The organism is Alkalimonas amylolytica, assembly GCF_900107845.1.
In the GTDB taxonomy this organism is placed as follows: Bacteria; Pseudomonadota; Gammaproteobacteria; order Enterobacterales; family Alteromonadaceae; genus Alkalimonas; species Alkalimonas amylolytica.
In genome coordinates this window covers 145,669-164,100 of the sequence record NZ_FNRM01000002.1, presented here as the reverse complement: position 1 = coordinate 164,100, position 18,432 = coordinate 145,669, and the positions used below count along the sequence as shown (strand labels likewise).

At 50.7% G+C, this 18,432-nt stretch carries 14 protein-coding genes; all 14 read left to right on the top strand.

Features of this window, described 5'->3' with window-relative positions:
* Nucleotides 1–48: 48 nt before the first annotated feature.
* Nucleotides 49–1,728 (top strand): tetratricopeptide repeat-containing diguanylate cyclase, encoded by a 1,680-nt coding sequence (locus BLW37_RS04175; RefSeq protein ID WP_171907539.1) that lies wholly within the window; start codon nt 49–51, stop codon nt 1,726–1,728.
* Nucleotides 1,729–1,849: 121 nt separating this feature from the next.
* The gene (gene astE / locus BLW37_RS04170) at nt 1,850–2,887 is read left to right on the top strand and encodes a succinylglutamate desuccinylase (RefSeq protein WP_091340017.1); all 1,038 of its coding nucleotides are present in this window, start codon (nt 1,850–1,852) and stop codon (nt 2,885–2,887) included.
* A gap of 373 nt (nt 2,888–3,260) precedes the next feature.
* Nucleotides 3,261–4,445, top strand: coding sequence for a thiamine pyrophosphate-dependent dehydrogenase E1 component subunit alpha (locus BLW37_RS04165; protein ID WP_091340012.1), 1,185 nt, complete (start codon nt 3,261–3,263; stop codon nt 4,443–4,445).
* Nucleotides 4,445–5,425, top strand: a complete 981-nt coding sequence (locus tag BLW37_RS04160; RefSeq protein ID WP_091340007.1) for an alpha-ketoacid dehydrogenase subunit beta — start codon at nt 4,445–4,447, stop codon at nt 5,423–5,425. The genes BLW37_RS04165 and BLW37_RS04160 overlap by 1 nt, the downstream gene beginning before the upstream one ends.
* Nucleotides 5,426–5,436: 11 nt before the next feature.
* The gene (locus BLW37_RS04155) at nt 5,437–6,999 is read left to right on the top strand and encodes a dihydrolipoyllysine-residue acetyltransferase (RefSeq protein ID WP_091340004.1); all 1,563 of its coding nucleotides are present in this window, start codon (nt 5,437–5,439) and stop codon (nt 6,997–6,999) included.
* Nucleotides 7,000–7,153: 154 nt separating this feature from the next.
* On the top strand, nt 7,154–8,173 hold the full coding sequence (locus tag BLW37_RS04150) for a DUF2804 domain-containing protein (protein WP_091340001.1): 1,020 nt from the start codon (nt 7,154–7,156) through the stop codon (nt 8,171–8,173).
* A gap of 113 nt (nt 8,174–8,286) precedes the next feature.
* Complete coding sequence (locus BLW37_RS04145; protein WP_091339998.1) at nt 8,287–9,747, top strand: AAA family ATPase; 1,461 nt, start codon at nt 8,287–8,289, stop codon at nt 9,745–9,747.
* Between the two features lie 10 nt (nt 9,748–9,757).
* Nucleotides 9,758–11,590 (top strand): protein kinase domain-containing protein, encoded by a 1,833-nt coding sequence (locus BLW37_RS04140; RefSeq protein ID WP_425426599.1) that lies wholly within the window; start codon nt 9,758–9,760, stop codon nt 11,588–11,590.
* Between the two features lie 135 nt (nt 11,591–11,725).
* Nucleotides 11,726–12,190, top strand: coding sequence for a GAF domain-containing protein (locus tag BLW37_RS04135; RefSeq protein ID WP_091339995.1), 465 nt, complete (start codon nt 11,726–11,728; stop codon nt 12,188–12,190).
* A complete protein-coding gene (locus BLW37_RS04130) occupies nt 12,187–12,516 on the top strand; it encodes a hypothetical protein (RefSeq protein ID WP_091339993.1) in 330 nt (109 codons plus the stop codon). Before BLW37_RS04135 ends, BLW37_RS04130 begins: the two co-directional genes overlap by 4 nt.
* A 6-nt stretch (nt 12,517–12,522) precedes the next feature.
* The gene (gene proQ, locus BLW37_RS04125; protein WP_245785609.1) at nt 12,523–13,347 is read left to right on the top strand and encodes an RNA chaperone ProQ; all 825 of its coding nucleotides are present in this window, start codon (nt 12,523–12,525) and stop codon (nt 13,345–13,347) included.
* Between the two features lie 53 nt (nt 13,348–13,400).
* Complete coding sequence (prc, locus tag BLW37_RS04120; protein WP_091339991.1) at nt 13,401–15,428, top strand: carboxy terminal-processing peptidase; 2,028 nt, start codon at nt 13,401–13,403, stop codon at nt 15,426–15,428.
* 81 nt (nt 15,429–15,509) lie between these two features.
* Nucleotides 15,510–16,916 (top strand): sodium-dependent transporter, encoded by a 1,407-nt coding sequence (locus tag BLW37_RS04115; protein WP_091339988.1) that lies wholly within the window; start codon nt 15,510–15,512, stop codon nt 16,914–16,916.
* Nucleotides 16,917–16,924: 8 nt separating this feature from the next.
* Nucleotides 16,925–18,400, top strand: a complete 1,476-nt coding sequence (gene nhaC / locus BLW37_RS04110) for a Na+/H+ antiporter NhaC (protein WP_091339985.1) — start codon at nt 16,925–16,927, stop codon at nt 18,398–18,400.
* Nucleotides 18,401–18,432: the final 32 nt, after the last annotated feature.

The following is an 18,432-nucleotide window of genomic DNA, read 5'->3' as shown; positions in this document are numbered from 1 at the left end:
GTATGCCAGCAGCCTAGTGTGATGGCTGCCTCCAAGGACTTGTCAGAAATGCTCGTGTATGCAGATAGCATTAAAAGCTCTGATTTTTCTGAGTTTCAACGTTACCTGCATGATATTAAAGAACAATCAAATAGACTAACTGCTGAACAACAAGTCTACTTGAAGTACTTAACTGGCTATGAGCAAGGCTTTCTTGGTAATTTTGAGCAATCAATCCATATTCTTCAGTCTATTCCGCAAGCGACCGTAGATACTGAGTTAATGCTACGAGCCCAGTCCACCTTATTGAATATTTTAACAATTCAAGGCCGCTTTGCTGAGGCATTTGTTTTAGCCGATGAGATCACACAGCAAGTACCAAAATCGGAAAATACAACAGCACGTTTGCATGCGTTAAGGGTTGTGGCTTTGTTGTACAATCATGCGGGTCTGTATGAAGAGGCTCTGCATTACTCCATGCTAGCGCAACAACAGAGTAGCCAAGGTTGGGATTTATGTCCGGCCAAGCAGCTGATGATAGAGTCCTATTACCGGTTGAAGAAAGTTGAATACGTTGATGAAATGTATTCACGTGCAGTTGTCAGTTGTCAGCAGGCTGGTGATCAGGTTTTCGAGAGCCTAGTACATTACTATTATATTCGTTACTTGCTAGATATTGAGGATTTTCAGCGCGCGCTGCAAATGACGAATGAGTACTACAAAAATGTTCAACAGCTAAGCTATGAGCCTTTGCATGTTTATTATCAGGCATTAAAAGCGGAAGTGTACTATTTGGTCAGTGATTTTGACTCTGCAGAGCAGGCTGCTTTAGAAGTCATTTCAAGAATGGATACAAGCCAGTATTTTGAAGCTCATGTCATAGCCAACAATATTCTCTACCAGTTGTATGAGCGGCAAGACGATTACAAATCTGCATTGCACTATCACAAACTACTCCATCAGACACAATTACAATACCGTGATGCGCAATCTGAAAGAATTCGCAGTTTTCATGAAACGAAGGCTGTAATGCAGGCCAAAACTCAGCAGATAGAGTTCTTGAATATGGAAAATAGCCTTTTGAATTTGCAGCAGCAAGTGCTCAGCAAGGAAGCCCAAAATGCCCGCTTATTGCTAGGCCTCTTTGTACTGCTGCTGCTGGTGCTTGGTTTTTTAGCTTATCAAGGCCTGATGGGGCGCCACCGCTTTAAATTTATGGCTGAAAACGATGAGTTGACTGGCATTAGTAATCGCTATCACTTTAACAAGCTGGCGGAAAAGTCATTGCTGCACTGCAAAAAGCAGGGCCTGACCGTTGGCGTGATCCTGTTTGACCTCGATCATTTTAAGCAAATCAACGACAATTTTGGCCACGCTACCGGCGACTGGGTATTGCAACAAGTGGTGCAAAGCTGCCGTAACTTTATGCGATTGGATGATGTGTTTGGCCGCCTGGGAGGCGAAGAGTTTGCCATTCTGCTGCCTGGCTGCCACGCCGATAAAGCCCTGATGCTGGCAGAAATCTGCCGTGATTCGATAGAAGATATCGATACCAGACTGTCAGGTTACGAGTTTTTACTGACCGCCAGCTTTGGGGTGACCTCCAGCGATACCTCTGGCTTTGATTTAAAACAGCTGCTATCCGATGCCGATCAGGCCATGTACCGGGCCAAGCAAAGTGGCCGCAATCAGGTACACTTTTATACCGGCACAGCTTCCGCTAACCAGCCGTCGCAGTATTCCGGTTGAAACTGAGCCTGGTTGAACAAACAGCAATCGGTCGTGCAAGCCTGTTGTTTTTTTTACCGACTGGTATAGTAAGCACAGAGTGTTTAATCACAGAAACTTTAACTTGCAAGGAGCCTTTGGCATGAGCCAGCAGTGGATCCCAAACGATGATTTTCTTCGCCATACCCTGAACCACCCCGCAGGGCTTTCACCCTGTGAATTTCGTCTGGAGAATGGCGTCACCGTACAAGTATGGGATACCGGCGTGATTTGTTTTGAGCCAGCTGCAGCCGGTGACAAAGACATCGTGCTGTCTTGTGGTGTGCATGGCAATGAAACAGCGCCTATCGAGATTTGTGCCGAGTTGGTGCAAGACATGCTGCAGCAAAAACTTCTGCCGAAACAACGCACTCTGGTGCTGATTGGCAACCCGGCAGCCATTAATGCCGGCAAGCGTGAAGTCGAAGAAAACCTCAATCGTTTGTTCTCAGGCCACCACAGCAAGGGGGCCGGCCTGATTAACGATGAGCGTAAGCGTGCATTGACCCTGGAGCAGTATGTGACTCGTTTTTATCAGCAGGCACCGCAAGGGTCACGCAAGCGCTATCTGTACGATTTACACACTGCCATACGTGGTTCACGTTTTGAGAAATTTGCGGTCTATCCTTTCCTGCACGGCAAGCCATGGCAAAAAAATCAGCTGGAGTTTTTGCGGGCTTGTGGTGTCAGCACCGTGCTGCTGATGCAGACCGCGGCATCCACCTTCAGTTATTATGCTTCCAATACCCATGGTGCCGATGCCTTTACGGTGGAGCTTGGCAAAGTACGGCCTTTTGGCCAGAACGATATGAGTCGCTTTAGCGAAGTACGGGCCAGCTTGCGGGCACTGGTTGCTGATGCCCCCCTGGCAACCAAAGACTTTGCTGAAGCCGACTTTCAGCTGTACGAAGTGTATCGCTCCATTCACAAGCAAACTCAGGATTTTAAACTTCACTTTGCTGATGATGTGGAAAACTTTACCACCTATCCGGTTGGCACCTTGTTAGCGACCGATGGTGATACCGAATACCGGGTAGAAAAAGAAGGCGAAGCGCTGATTTTCCCCAATGCTAAGGTAGCCGTTGGTCAGCGCGCTATGCTGATGGTGGTCCCGCGCTCGGTCAAAGGACAACTGGCGTAAGCAAGCGCTTCCATTGGTATTTCAGCCACAATGCCCGGTTTTTTACCGGGCATTGTACTATCTGGTGACTAAACGAACAGAACCAGTCTGTACGTTCAGCAAACAGTACAGCAAAACTGACACTGTCAGCGCTGTTTGGTTTGGAAAAGGCGCTGGATGGAGTTGCAATGCAGTTTACGTAAAGGTAAAGTTGGCAGCGACAATAACAACCATAACAATGATCTGCTGCTTAAGTAGCAGACAAAATGGGGAAGAGCAGGCCACGGCAGCTATACTGTAGCCGTAATACGTTGGCTTGCTTAGCATGTTCAACCTCGGGCTTTGCTTTACGTGTAGGTAAAGCTAGCTGGAGTAAACAACCAAGAGAAACCCTATGACCAACCCAAATAACGCCACCAACACCACGGTGCATTCAGCAGAATTCATCAGCGGCCACGCGTTAAGTATCCCCACGCTTCGCTTACTCAAAGACGATGGCACCCTGTACGACGGTGCGCAAGAGCCAGAGCTGGATAAAGCCACCGCCTTAAAAATGTACGACACCATGGTGTTTACCCGGGTGTTGGACGAGCGGATGTTAGCCGCCCAGCGTCAGGGCCGTATCAGTTTTTACATGCAATGTCTGGGTGAAGAAGCTGCCATCGTTGGCAGCGCCGCTGCCCTGGACGACAAAGACATGATTATGGCGCAATACCGCGAGCAGGGCGCACTGCGCTACCGTGGTTTTAGCCTGGAACAGTTTATGAATCAGCTGTTCTCCAACGAAAAAGACTTGGGCAAAGGCCGTCAGATGCCGGTGCACTACGGCAGCAAAGACATTTATTACATGACGGTTTCATCCCCACTTGGTACCCAAATTCCACAGGCCAGTGGTTATGCCTATGCCCAGCGCCTGCGTGGCCTGAGCAATGTCACCCTGTGTTATTTTGGCGAAGGGGCCGCTTCGGAAGGCGATTTTCATGCCGGCCTGAATATGGCGGCGGTACACAAAGCGCCGGTGCTGTTTTTCTGCCGCAACAACGGCTACGCCATTTCCACCCCGGCCAACGAGCAGTTTGTCGGCGATGGCATTGCCTGCCGTGGTGTGGGCTATGGCATCAAAACCATGCGGGTTGACGGGGCTGATATCCTGGCCGTGTACCAGGCCACCAAGATGGCACGCGAGCAAGCGCTGGCCAGCAACGAGCCGATTTTGCTGGAATCCATGGCGTACCGTCTGGGTGCCCACTCGTCGTCGGACGATCCAAGCGGTTACCGCTCGAAAGAAGAAGAAGACGAGTGGCGCAAAAACGATCCCATCAGTCGTTTTCGTTTGTGGTTGATTAACAAAGGCTGGCTGGACGATGCCGCCGATACCGAACAAACCAGCCAGTTGCGTCAGGAGATCCTGGATGCATTGAAAGTGGCCGAGAAAGTGGCCAAGCCAGGGATCGAACACATGATCACCGATGTCTATGCCGAACCAACCCAGCAGTTGCAACAGCAACTTAACGAGTTAAAAGCGCATATCAAAAAATACCCGGACGCCTATCCGGTGACAGCGGGGAGAATCGACTGATGGCAAAAATGAATATGTTGCAAGCCATTAATAATGCGCTTGACCTGGCCATGGCAAAAGACGACAGCGTGCTGTGCTTTGGGGAAGACGTTGGCCATTTTGGTGGTGTGTTTCGCGCTACCAGCAAGCTGCAGGAAAAATACGGCCGTGAACGCTGTTTCAATACGCCTCTGACAGAGCAGGGCATTGCCGGTTTCGCCAACGGCATGGCAGCGCAAGGCATGAAACCGGTGGCTGAAATCCAGTTTGCCGATTACATCTTCCCGGCCTTTGATCAGATCGTCAACGAAACGGCCAAGTTCCGTTACCGCTCCGGCAATGAGTTCAATGTCGGTGGCTTGGTGTTCCGCACCCCCTATGGCGGTGGTATTGCTGGTGGTCATTACCACAGCCAGTCGCCGGAAGCCTATTTTGCCCATACGCCGGGTTTGCAGGTCATCGTGCCACGCGATCCCTATCAAGCCAAAGGCTTGCTGCTGGCGGCGATTAACAGCCCGGATCCGGTGATTTTCTTCGAGCCTAAACGTTTATACCGGGCTTCGGTCGGTGAGGTACCTGAAGCCTATTACGAGCTGCCGATTGGCAAAGCCGAAGTGGTGCAAGAAGGCAGCGACCTAACCCTGCTGGCCTGGGGCGCGCAGATGGAAATCGTGCAAAAGGCAGCCGATATGGCGAGCGAAAAAGACGGTATTTCCTGTGAGATCATCGATTTACGCAGCATTTTGCCCTGGGATGTCGATACAGTGGTCGAATCGGTGCTTAAAACCGGCCGCCTGGTGATCAACCACGAAGCGCCGTTAACCGGTGGTTTTGCCGGCGAAATCGCAGCCACCATCCAGCAACAGTGTTTCCTGCATCTGGAAAGCCCGATTGAGCGGGTCTGTGGTCTGGACGTGCCGTACCCGCTGGCGCTGGAAAAAGAGTACATCGCCGATCATCTGAAAACCTACGAAGCCATTGTGCGTTCAATGAACTTCTAAGTGAGGGCAGCATGAAAAAAGATTTTATTCTGCCAGATATTGGCGAAGGCATTGTCGAGTGTGAGATTGTTGAGTGGCTTGTGGCGGAAGGCGACACCATCAAAGAAGATCAACCAGTCTGCGATGTGATGACCGACAAAGCCCTGGTGCAAATTCCGGCAGTGCACGATGGCGTGGTATCTAAGCTGTACTACCAAAAAGGCGATATTGCCAAGGTGCATGGCCCTTTGTTTGAAATGGAACTGGCCAGTGATGGCACAGCTCCTGCTGATGCCAAAGTCAGTCAGCCAGCTAACAGCGCAACACCGGCCAGTAGCCAGGCGGAAGCCGAGGAAGACTTTATCCTGCCGGATATTGGCGAAGGCATTGTTGAGTGCGAGATTGTCGATTGGCTGGTGGCAGAAGGCGATAGCATCGAAGAAGATCAGCCGGTCTGCGATGTGATGACCGACAAAGCTCTGGTGCAAATACCGGCCAAGTACTCCGGTACCGTGACCAAGCTGTACTACCAGAAAGGCGATATCGCCAAGGTGCATCAGCCATTGTTTGGTATGCGTATCGCAGGGTCTTCGGCCGCGAGCAGCGCTAAACCAGCGACCAGCTCAAGCGCGAAAGCCAGTTGCAGTGTGGCGAACTCAGAGACTAAGCAAACCGAGCTTCGCCCTGGCAAGGCTGTGGCCAGCCCGGCAGTTCGGCGTTTAGCCCGAGAGCTGGATGTGGACATCAGCAAGGTGCCTGGTTCTGGCGATAAAGGCCGGGTGTTTAAGGACGACGTGCGCGCCTTTGCCGATGGCAAAACCAGCCCTACCAGCAGCAAGGCCGCCACGTCTGCGAAAGCCAGCAGCCCGGTTGTCGCTATGGCAGCGGCCGAAGACAGAGTCGAACCGATTAAAGGCGTGAAAGCGGCGATGGCACGGCAGATGATGGAGTCGGTGAGCAGCATCCCGCACTTTACCTACTGCGACGAGATTGATTTAACCGAACTGACGGCACTGCGCAATCAACTGAAAGATCAATACCGCGAGCAGGGCGTGAAGCTCACCATGATGCCATTCTTTATGAAAGCCCTGTCGATGGCCATCCGTGAATTTCCCATCCTGAACAGCCAGGTGAATGCCGATTGCAGCGAACTTATCTACAAAGCATCGCACAACATTGGTGTGGCGGTAGACTCCAAAGTGGGCCTGCTGGTGCCGAACATCAAGCACTGTGAGCAAAAATCCATTGTGGATATTGCCAAAGAGCTGACTGAGCTGACCGATCAGGCCAGAGCAGGGCGGGTTAGCCCGGATCAGCTAAAAGGCGGTACTATCAGTATCTCCAATATCGGCGCCATTGGCGGCACTGTCGCGACGCCTATTATCAATAAGCCGGAAGTGGCGATCGTGGCCCTTGGCAAGGTGCAAACCTTACCGCGCTTTAACGCCAAAGGCGAGGTGGAAGCACGGCAACTGATGCAAATCAGCTGGTCGGGCGATCACCGGGTCATTGACGGTGGCACCATCGCCCGTTTCTGCAATCTGTGGAAACAGTATCTGGAGCAACCAGCTGCCATGTTGGTGGCGATGAAGTAACCCACCGAGTTATTGTGACAGACAAACCCATGCCCCGGCATGGGTTTGTTGTTTCTGTGCTCTTTTCTGTATAAGTTAGCCTGAGCTGTTTATAACAATGGATGTCATACCGATATCATGATGAACCTGAGTAAGCGTATCGACAGGAGCCTGCATGGCACGCAAAGCGCAATTAATCAGCACGACTGGCCAGCCTGAATTTGGTTATTTCCCAGATGGTGTTGAGACCATCAACTACCTGGATTATGACTTGCGCAATGCCATGGACAAGCGCTTGGGGGCTTTTGCCAAACGCTTTAAATTCAATCAGTTTCAATTTATTGGCTTTACTAGCCCGGCCTTGCTGCTGGGGGTGGCCATCGTGGATTTGAAGTGGGTCAGCAATGCCTTTGTCTATTGTTACGATGTGCAGACCCAGCAATTTGAAGAATTCAGCTTTATACAGCCGCTGGCGCGTAACACCCGGATAGATACGCAGCCAGGCCAGGGCAAAGCCTTTTTTCGTAAAGGCGCCAACTACCTGAGTATTGATGCCTCGTCGCAGCCAGGCAGACGCCTTGTCGAGGTGCAATTAAAGCAGCTGCGGTTAACTGCCTGCATTGACGAGAACACCGCTTATCAGCCTTTGGCACTTTGTACCCGTGCCGGTTATCAGGGCTGGGTCTTTACGCAAAAAGCAGCCGCCCTAAACTGTAGCGGGCAGCTCAACTGGCGAAACCGGCCGTATGATTTGCAAGCACTTAAAACGCTTGCCTGTGTGGATTGGACGGCTGGTTACATGCGCCGTGAAACCTTTTGGAATTGGGGCAGCTTATCGTGTTTTTTACCCGATGGACGCCGTTTGGGCTTTAATTCAGCGGCCGGTGTCAACGAAACGGGCTTTACTGAAAATGTGCTCTGGCTGGATGGTCGTTTTATTAAGATTGATATGGTCGATTTTCAGTTTGATCGTTACGACCCCAATAAAGCCTGGTCGATGACATCAAACGACGGCATCATCCGGTTGCAGTTTGAGCCACAGGGCTTGCGCCAAGAAAAAATCAATGCAGGCTTGATTGCGTCTAACTTTACCCAGCACTTTGGTCGTTATTATGGTGAAGTGCATTTACCGGATGAAGTCATTCCGTTGGAAGGAGCATGGGGTTTTAGCGAGGATCACTATGCAAAGTGGTGAGCTAGATAAACGTCTATATGGCTTATAACGCAGTAATAAACACTGCAGAAGCCTTGGCAAGTTTCGATAGCTACGGCAGTATAAAACCATGTTACCTCCTGGTGAGTATATCGATGCACGAATTTGATGATTTAAAAGTGTTGTTGCAAGCACGAAGTCCGCTGATTGTGATCGAAAGCTATGAAGAGCTTCGTGCTTTGCAGCTGATCCGCCGACTGGCGGTGAATCTGTTTCGGCCGCTGTTTCAGTGGTCCTGCACCGAAGGATTGAGGCGGCTTGACGTGCCGTCCGATGCGCAGACCTTCAATACCGAGCCGCAGCAAGTCCTGGCTCAAATCAAAGGCACTAAAAACCCTGGCATTTATGTGCTGTGTGATTTCCATCCGTTTTTAACGGAGCCACGCCATATTCGTTTTCTTAAAGAAATCGCATTACTGCATGATACGGTGGGCCATACCGTGGTGCTGCTTAGTCATTCACTGGACATGCCTGCTGAGTTAGCCCGTCTTTGTTACCGGTTCGAACTGCATTTACCCAGCGATCAGCAGGTGCGCCAACTGGTGCTGGAAGCTGCAGAGCTGTATCAGAAAAAGACCGGCGAGCCCGCGGACTTAGAGCCGGAAGCAGTGCAACAACTGATGCAGAACTTACGTGGCCTCACCTTCGAGGAAGTAAAACGGCTGGCTTACAAAGCCATTGCCAATGATGGCGCCATTAGCGCGGCAGATGTTAACCGGGTGAACCAGGCTAAATTTCGTTTGCTGCAAACCGAAGGGGTACTGAGCCAGGTGTACGATACCAAGGCACTGGATGATGTTGTGGGGTTGGACAACCTTAAAAACTGGCTGCTGCAGCGCCGGCCTGCCTTTTTGCAGCAGCAACGCGATACACCAAAAGGCGTGCTGCTGACCGGGGTACAGGGTACCGGCAAAAGCCTGGCTGCCAAAGCCATTGCTGGCGCCTTTGGTGTGCCGCTACTGCTGCTGGATATGGCCAGCTTGTACAACAAGTACATTGGTGAAACGGAGAAAAATCTGCGCCAGGCGCTGCAACTGGCGGATGCCATGGCGCCTTGTGTGCTGTGGATCGATGAAATTGAAAAAGGCATCAGTTCTGGCCAGGGCGATCAGGGGGTAGGTCGACGTTTGCTTGGCACTTTGCTTACCTGGATGGCCGAACGTAAGGCTGCGGTGTTTCTGGTGGCCACCGCCAACAACATTCACGAGCTGGCCCCTGAGCTGCTCAGAAAAGGGCGATTTGATGAGCTGTTCTTTGTCGATTTACCTGGCGAAGCTGAGCGGTTGGCGTTGTTGCAATTGCATCTACAGCGCCGTGACATGGCGATCGCAACCGAGGATTTACAGCGCAGCCTACCGCTCACGGCAGGCTTTTCCGGAGCCGAGCTGGAGCAGGCTGTAGTAGGGGCTTCATTTCGCGCCCAGAGTGCTGGTGAGACGATAGCGGCCAGTCATTTGCAGGAAGAGCTTAGCCAGACCCAGCCGATCTCAGTGGTCATGGCCGAGTCGGTTGAGGCTTTGCGGCACTGGGCCAGCTCTCGCTGTGTGCGGGCTTGAGCATGCCAACATGATGTATAAACACCAACTGCGCAACTTTTATATTCCGGAAGAGCAGTCGTTTTACCTGCTCAATGCCAACGACGCCCGCAAATTAAAAGAATGGGTGGCGCTCTGTATTTCCGAGCTGGAAAAGCTTGGCTATCAGCAGATTGAGTTGATAGGCAAGGGAGCTTATGGTTTTGCTTTTGCCGGGGTCAGCCTGCAGGGCGAGCAGTGTGTATTTAAGTTTTCCCGCATTACTTTGCCACTGCATATTCAGGAGCGGTTGGCCGATGAGGCCTATATGTTGTCGCAAGTGCAACACCCGGCGATACCGCGCTACATTACTTACCAGCTGATTAAAAAGCAGGGTATTTTGATGATGGGCCGGGCCAAGGGCATCGATTTAGAACAGTTCAGCTTGCGGCATGGCCGTCTGTCAGCCCGTTTGCTGATCAAGCTAGCCGGACACTTAGCGGAGCTGTTGCAACTGCTGCGTCAGCATAAAAAAGATGGTTTACCGGCGCCTATCGTGCATGGCGATATCAAACCGTCCAATCTTGTATTCGACATGGAAACTGAGCAAATCAGTTTGGTCGATTGGGGGTCATCGGTGTTTGCACAAACCGACGAGCAGGGCCAGTTTATCAGCAACGATGTGATGGGACTGATGTCGGCCGATTTGCAGCACTCCAATGCCCGTTTAGGGGATGTCTATTTTATTGGCCCCGAGCAACGAAACGGTGCCTTATCCAGCCCGCGTTTTGACGAGCAGGGCGTGGCAAGCACTCTGTATGCACTTGCCTCGGGCCAGTCTTGTCGTTTTGGCTTTAAAGCCATACCGGCACGCAGCCTTGGGTTGCCGCAGGCCTTTGCGACCATGTTGGATTCTCTGTTATCCGAGGATGCCATGTTGCGTCGTCAGGCTGGTGATTATTTTTTGCAGCAGATGCCACGGCTGAAGCAACTGGTGTTGCCGGAGTTGCCACTGTTCGATGATCAGCCTTTGCTACCGGTTTGGGTAAGCCCTGTTCGTCATGACTTGGATACGGTGGTGTATTCATCGCGCAAGTCTTTTTTGCGTGAGCACAGTGTGGAAGATGGCATTGGCTTTGTCGATGATGCTCAGCTAGAACGTTATTACAAAAACTACTTAGAAGGCATGGGCGATACTGAAAAAGCCTTTATTGCCGCAGTCAGCCGGTTGGCGCGGTACCCGGTGGTTGGTGGCCTGGCCATTCACTGGCAGCCCAAAGGCGTCTACATCGACTCCAGTCTGAACTTGTACGACGATAGCTTGATACGCTCCTTTGCACTGGCGGTGAACAATGTCGTCCAGCTGGCGCAGGCCATTGGTCGGGTTGGTATTTTCAAAGCCTGCTTGTTCAACGCCCGCAATACCATCCATATCAGCCGGGATAGCCTGGACCAGCCTTTTGTACCGCCAGAAGATGCCATGATTCCTTATCGAATTGCACCGGTACTAAGCAGCGATGCGTCCAGTAAACAACATTCTTACTTTGAAGATGGCAAGGATCCGGATGAGCAGCTGATTCTGCCGGACAACATTATGGATGACATTGCACGCTTAAACCTTATTCGTCATACCGGCTGCCTGATTTTTGAGGTAACGCCGCTGTATATGAAAATTCACAGCTATTATCGCCTATTGGATGTAACCAAAGAGAATGAGTTTGCCGGCTTACTGGCCAGTATTTTGTGCAAGGTGCCACAAATCACTGGTGAGGGAGTAGGTGGCTTTATGAAGCTGCCGCACAAAGATACCCGCTTTTTTAAGCATCAGACCATGCAGCCGACCCGCTATTACCCGGCAAACCCGAAGCAGTGGCAAAAAGAGTAGCTGAGTGGATTTAGTGCCGGTCTGGTTGTTTTCTCTGCAGCAGAGGCGGCAATTCAGTCTTTTGGTAAAGAAATGGTTTAATTTTTCGTCCAAACCAAGTAATGTTAGGGCTTTGAAGCCTCTTAGAAACGAAGCATGAGTTCATTCGATACCGATCTTTACCCACTGCTGTTGCAGCAGGCCGCTGCCCTTGTCCAAGATGAACCTGATTTAATTGCCAAAATGGCAAACCTGAGCGCTTTGATTTATAACAGCGTGCCTGAGCTGAACTGGGCTGGCTTTTATATTATGCGTGAAGGCGAGCTGGTACTTGGGCCTTTTCAGGGACAGGTTGCCTGCGTCCGTATCCCAGTAGGTAAGGGCGTGTGTGGTACCGCAGTGGCGACGGGCGAAACCCAGTGTATTGCTGATGTGCATGCTTTCCCAGGCCATATCGCCTGCGATGCGGCCAGTGAGTCTGAGTTGGTTATACCGGTTCGTTCCGCTGACCGCATTATTGCGGTACTGGATATTGATAGCCCGGTGCTCAACCGTTTCGGAGCAGAGGACCAGTCCGCCCTGGAGCAACTCGTTCGGCTGCTTGAGCAAAGTCTGGTATGAAAGCCCTGATGGAAGTGCAGGACTATTTGTTTAGTTCTCGTGATGTGGGTGACTGGGATGGTGAAGAAGAACAGGTCGCAGATCAGATGAATGCTATCTATCATGCGGTCTGGTCGGTGATTCCGGACGATACGGCCACTAGCGAAGTGGAATTATTGTTAAGTCAGCTGTGGCAACAGTTATCTGCTGACTCTTTAGTGCTGGAGGCCAGCGAAGAGGAGCTGATTGACTGGTCCATAGCCTTTGTAGAAAATCAACTGGCAGCCGAACCTGAGCCGTCAGATGAAGATGAAGATGATGAATATGAATATGAATATGAAGAGTAATTGTGCATGACAACCCCGAATACTGAAGTAGCTGAAAAAGCGTCTGCAACTGTTGAGCCAGATACCAGCAACAATATGGCACCAGCAAGCAGCAATGAAACAGTGACAGATAGCGTTGCAGCGACCGCTGCGCCGAATAAACCAGCGTCGGTCAAAGAGGTGATTGCTTACCTGGCATCCGAATACCCTGACTGCTTTTCTTCTGCAGGTGCCGCCAAGCCACTAAAAATAGGTATTTTTCAGGATTTAGCAGCTGCAATCACTGAGCAAAGCCCGATCAGTAAAACTCAATTACGTCAGGCGTTGCGGGTCTATACCTCGAGTTGGCGCTATTTGGAGTCGATCAAACCAGATGCAATTCGTGTCGACTTAACCGGTAACGAGGTTGAGAAAATCGATCAGCAACAAGCGGACCATGCCGCCCAAACACTGGCCGAAAGTAAAGCTAAGGCAGCTGAACTGCGTAAACAACGTGCCAAAGCAGCGCAGGCAGACAAAGCAAACAAGGAAGGCCGCAAAGCTGGGCAAAAGGCGACGAATACCCCAAATAAAAAGGTTATGAACAAAAAGCCCTCTGGCCGTTCTAATCCCCAGGAACTAAAATCTAAAGTAAACCAAAATCCAGCCGCTGCGGTACAAAGTAAGGATCAGGCGCCACTTGCACCTGTCTCGGAAACCGCACTGAAAGTTGGTAGTAGTGTTTTAGTCCGGCTTGGTCAGGCACCGATGTCCGCTACTGTGGTTGAAGTCGCCCGCAACGAGGTGACGGTGCAGCTGCAATCCGGTATGGTTATAAAAACCAGTCGTGATAGTCTGTTTCAACAGGCTTAAGTTGTTAGCGATAAAAAGTTGTTAGCGATCACGGCTTAGCAGATGAGAGTATTATGAAACAATCCGTTGCTTTACTGTTGGCTTTCACCCTTTGTCTAGCTCCATTATGGGCCGGGGAACAAAGTGCTAAGGAGCCTACTGAGCTTCCTGTGCTTACTCAAGAGTCACAGCATGCGACTGCCAGTAAGCGTATTTCAGCTCTCTTTACCCGTGGTCATTATGCACCGGTACAACTGGATCAGGCTTTTTCGGAGCGCGTATTTGAACGTTTCTTAAAAAGTCTGGATTTCAATAAAACCATCTTGTTGCAATCCGACGTCGATCAGTTCGCCCGTCATCGTCACCAGTTCAGTGACGCCTTGAATCGGGGAAACTTGGCGTTCGCTTTTGATATGTTCAATACCAGCATGCAACGCCGATACGAGCGCTTTGGATTTGCCTTGCAATTGCTGGAAACCGAGTTTGATTTTGAACAGGAAGATCAGTATTTCTACGACAGGGAAGATGCTGACTGGCCAGCAACTCAGGCCGAGCTAGATGAGCTTTGGCGTCAGCGGGTTAAATTTGATACGCTGAACCTGAAGTTGACGGGCAAAACCCAGGAAGAAGCCAAAGAGTTGCTGCAACGGCGTTACAGCAATGCACGTAACCGTCTAAAGCAAACCAACAACGAAGATGTGTTTCAGCTCATCATGAATGCCTATGGTCGTAGCATAGAAGCTCATACCTCCTACTTGTCACCGCGCAATGCCGAGCGTTTCCAGCAGGATATGAATTTATCCTTGGAGGGCATTGGTGCCGTTTTGCGTGCTGAAGACGACTACACGGTGATTCAAAGCCTGGTTCCTGGTGGGCCGGCCGATTTAACCCAGCAGCTCAAGCCGAAAGATCGGGTTATTGGCGTTGCTCAGGACGATGAAGAGTTTGTCGATGTGGTGGGCTGGCGACTGGATGATGTGGTGGAACTGATTAAAGGCCCCAAAGGCAGTACTGTCCGTTTACAGGTGCAAACTGGCGGCTCCATGGTATCCGGTACTACCAATGTGGTCTCCATTGTGCGCGATAAAATCCGTTTGGAGGACCGTGCCGCTAAAGGTGAAGTCTTCGAGCCTATGCTATCGGAACTGGATAAGCGTATTGGTGTGATTACCATCCCGGGTTTTTACAACAACCTGTCTGAAGATGTGAAAAAAGAACTGGCGAAGCTGCAGGAAGAAAAGGTTGATGCGATCATCATCGACTTACGTGGTAATGGTGGCGGTTCGCTGCAAGAAGCTACCTTACTCACCGGTCTCTTTATAGATCGTGGCCCGGTGGTACAAATCCGTGAAGGCTCTGGCCGCATTTCAGTCAGTCAGGATCGCGATGGTGTTAGTTATTACGATGGTCCGCTCACCGTGCTGGTAGATCGCTTCAGTGCTTCGGCATCCGAAATTTTTGCGGCAGCGATGCAGGATTATGGCCGAGCTTTGGTGGTTGGTGAGCAGACTTTTGGTAAAGGTACCGTGCAGCAACATCGTGGCTTGGGGCGCATCTACGATATGTTTGAAAATAGTCTGGGTAGCGTGCAGTACACCATTGCTAAGTTCTACCGCATTGACGGCGGTAGCACCCAGCATCGCGGTGTAATCCCAGATATTTCTTTCCCATCACCGATTGATCCGGAAGACTGGGGTGAAAGCCGTGAAGAAAATGCGTTGCCATGGGACTCCATTCCAGCGGCGTCTTATCAGCGGTTGGATAGCCTGGAGCCACATATACCACTGTTGTTGCAGCGCCATCAAAATCGTGTGTCACAAAATCCAGAGTTCGCCTATCTGCAGGATGATATCGAAGAGTATCGCCGTCAGCGAGATGAAAAATTTGTCTCGCTGGTAAAAACCGAGCGACTGCAACAGCGTGAAGAGCGCGAACAGCGTCAATTGGCCCGTGCCAATGCGCGTTTGGCATTGCTGGGGAAAGAGGCTGTCGAGGATGCAGATGATTTGCCAGACATCCTCAGTGAGCTGGATCCCCTGTTGGAAGAAACCGTACTGATTACGGCTGACTTTCTTCAGTTGGGGCGTTACGCGAAACAATAACCAGGGCGTGACAGGCTGGCGATAAAAATCGCCAGCCTTTTCTATATAACGATTACAATAAATAATAATAGGGTTGGTTTTATGTCGGGAGCACGTGAATCCGTTCATGGCATGTGGTCCGGTCGATTTGCGTTTATTCTTGCAGCGACCGGGGCAGCTGTCGGTTTAGGTAATATCTGGAAGTTTCCTTATATCATGGGCGAGAATGGCGGTGGTGCCTTCGTCCTGGTTTATCTGTTGTGTATTGTACTGATCGGTATTCCAGTGATGATGTCGGAAGTGCTGATTGGTCGTCGCGGCCGGCAAAGCCCGGGTCTTTCCGTGAAAACCCTGGCACAGGAAGCCAGTGCCAGCCCTCGCTGGCAAATCGCCGGCTGGAGCGGTTTGGTCGCCAGTTATCTTATTTTATCCTTTTACGCGGTGGTTGCCGGTTGGGCGATGGCGTATGTCATTAAAACAGCGCGCGGGGACTTTCAGGGCGCTGGCGCTGAAGCCATCGGGGCTCAATTTGCTGCTCATTTAGCCAATCCCTGGATCTTAATGGCCTGGTCTGCAGTGATTTTGTTTGTTACCGTTTATGTTGTTGGCCGCGGCGTACACAAAGGGCTGGAAAAAGCCGTTAACTTCCTGATGCCAAGCTTGTTTGTGCTGTTGGGCATTATGGCGATTTATTCGGCTACCAATGGTGCTTTTGGCGAAGCTATCGCCTTTATGTTTACGCCAGATTTCTCTAAACTGACCATCAATGGGGTTTTGCTGGCATTGGGCCATGCTTTCTTTACCCTGAGCCTGGCTTCCGGCGCCATGATTATTTACGGCGCTTACCTGCCGTCCAATGTTTCCATTGCTAAAACCTCAATGCTGATAGCCTTGGTGGATACTGCGGTTGCTATGCTGGCAGGTTTGGCTATTTACCCCTTGGTATTCCAGTATGGTCTGACGCCTGCTGAAGGTCCTGGGCTGATTTTTGTTACCTTGCCGATTGCCTTTGGTTCCATGCCTTTTGGTACTTTCTTTGGCACTTTGTTTTTTGTCATGTTGGTGTTTGCTGCCTTTACCTCAGCCATTGCCATGATCGAGTCCACCGTAGCCTGGCTGGTCGAACGCAAAGGTTTGAGCCGTTTCACCGCAACCGCTGCGACTGGGGGCTCCCTGTGGCTGCTAGGTTTACTTACTGTTTTCTCGTTCTCAGGTGCCTCTTGGGCAACCTTTGAGCTCACTGTGTTTGGCAAATCAATTACCAGCTTCTTCGAAGCTGTCGACTACCTGACCTCCGCCATCATGTTGCCGCTTGGTGGCCTGGTCATCGCGGTCTTTACCGGCTGGGTAATGAAGAAAAAAAGCACCGAGGAAGAGCTGCAAACATCGGCTCTGATGTATGGCATTTGGCGTTTTGCTATTCGCTGGTTTACGCCGGTCGCTGTTGCCATTGTTTTTTTGCATTTGATAGGCGTACTTGATCGAATACTGCGCTTGCTTGGTTTATAGGATTTCGCATGACAACAAAAACAAAAGAACCTAGTTTTCTTGATGCACTGCTGCCGATCCTGGTACTGATTACGTTGCTGTCTAGTTCCGTCATCTTGTTTGGTGATGACTCGTCCTATGGGCCGAATCAAATTGCCTTGTTTATTGCCGCTGCCGTCGCTGTGGTTATAGGCCTGAAAAATGGGTTTCGCTGGCGGGACATTGAGCAGGCCATGATCAAAGGTATTTCGCTGTCACTTGGTGCAGTACTTATCTTATTGGCGGTCGGTGCTTTGATTGGCACCTGGTTATTGGCAGGGACAGTCCCCACGCTGATTTACTATGGCATGCAACTACTGAGCCCGAGCTGGTTTTATGCGGCGAGTTGTATCTTGTGTGGCATTGTCGCCATGAGCATCGGCAGCTCCTGGACGACGGCGGCCACCATAGGGGTTGCTTTGATTGGGGTTGCCGCCGGTTTAGGTTTGTCGCCAGCTATTACTGCAGGAGCTATTATTTCGGGGGCCTATTTTGGTGATAAAATTTCGCCGCTGAGCGAAACCACCAATCTGGCACCTGCGGTGGCTGGTGCCGAGTTATTTGCGCATATTCGCCATATGCTGTGGACGACAGTGCCAAGTATTTTGTTAGCTTTGGTACTCTTTACCATCATTGGTCTGAACAGCTCTGCCACGGCCGATGCGGTGCACATTGACTTAATCAGCAATACGCTGCAGCAGCATTTTGCCATCAGCTTCTGGACCTTGATCCCGCTGTTTGTGCTACTGGCCATGGCGATTAAAAAAGTACCTGCCTTTCCTACGGTCTTTATTGGTGCTCTGCTGGGTGGGGTCTGGGCTTTGTTGTTCCAGCGCGAGCTGATGCAACATTTGATGGAGCAAGATTTAGGCGCGACTATTGGCAGCTTTAAACTGGTATGGGCCACCTTGTTTGATGGTTTTGCTGTTGAAACCGGCTCCGATGATTTAAACAGTCTACTCAGCGGTGGCGGCATGTCCAGTATGTTGAATACGGTTTGGTTAATTTTTGCTGCGATGATGTTCGGTGCAGTGATAGAGAAAATTGGTCTGCTGCGTAAGTTTGTACAATCGATTTTAAAAGCAGCCCACAGTACCGGATCCCTTATTACCAGTACCATAGCGACCTGTATCGCCACCAATATTCTGACTGCCGATCAGTACATGGCAATTGTCATGCCTGGTCGCATGTATAAAGAAGAATACGAGCGTCGAGGTCTGGCACCAGTGAATTTATCCCGCACACTGGAGGATGGTGGTACCATCACCAGCCCACTCATTCCCTGGAACACTTGTGGTGCTTATATGCACGGCGTGCTGAATGTTAACCCGCTTGATTACTTTATCTATGCATTCTTTAACCTGATTAATCCAGTTCTGGCGGTAATTTATGCTTACTGTGGCATTAAAATCCTGAAGCTGACACCGCCAGACAGTGTGCAGCAAGAGTTGCATTTAAAGTCTTGACACCAACAGCCTGAGTCCTGCTCAGGCTGTTT

Bases quoted from the DNA above. Each gene is read 5' to 3' on its own strand.
- BLW37_RS04115 (WP_091339988.1), top strand. From the start codon at position 15,510: ATGTCGGGAGCACGTGAATCCGTTCATGGCATGTGGTCCGGTCGATTT.
- BLW37_RS04165 (WP_091340012.1), top strand. From the start codon at position 3,261: ATGACCAACCCAAATAACGCCACCAACACCACGGTGCATTCAGCAGAA.
- BLW37_RS04130 (WP_091339993.1), top strand. From the start codon at position 12,187: ATGAAAGCCCTGATGGAAGTGCAGGACTATTTGTTTAGTTCTCGTGAT.
- BLW37_RS04150 (WP_091340001.1), top strand. From the start codon at position 7,154: ATGGCACGCAAAGCGCAATTAATCAGCACGACTGGCCAGCCTGAATTT.
- prc (WP_091339991.1), top strand. From the start codon at position 13,401: ATGAAACAATCCGTTGCTTTACTGTTGGCTTTCACCCTTTGTCTAGCT.
- BLW37_RS04175 (WP_171907539.1), top strand. From the start codon at position 49: ATGCTCGTGTATGCAGATAGCATTAAAAGCTCTGATTTTTCTGAGTTT.
- nhaC (WP_091339985.1), top strand. From the start codon at position 16,925: ATGACAACAAAAACAAAAGAACCTAGTTTTCTTGATGCACTGCTGCCG.
- BLW37_RS04145 (WP_091339998.1), top strand. From the start codon at position 8,287: ATGCACGAATTTGATGATTTAAAAGTGTTGTTGCAAGCACGAAGTCCG.
- astE (WP_091340017.1), top strand. From the start codon at position 1,850: ATGAGCCAGCAGTGGATCCCAAACGATGATTTTCTTCGCCATACCCTG.
- BLW37_RS04155 (WP_091340004.1), top strand. From the start codon at position 5,437: ATGAAAAAAGATTTTATTCTGCCAGATATTGGCGAAGGCATTGTCGAG.
- proQ (WP_245785609.1), top strand. From the start codon at position 12,523: ATGACAACCCCGAATACTGAAGTAGCTGAAAAAGCGTCTGCAACTGTT.
- BLW37_RS04160 (WP_091340007.1), top strand. From the start codon at position 4,445: ATGGCAAAAATGAATATGTTGCAAGCCATTAATAATGCGCTTGACCTG.
- BLW37_RS04135 (WP_091339995.1), top strand. From the start codon at position 11,726: ATGAGTTCATTCGATACCGATCTTTACCCACTGCTGTTGCAGCAGGCC.
- BLW37_RS04140 (WP_425426599.1), top strand. From the start codon at position 9,758: ATGATGTATAAACACCAACTGCGCAACTTTTATATTCCGGAAGAGCAG.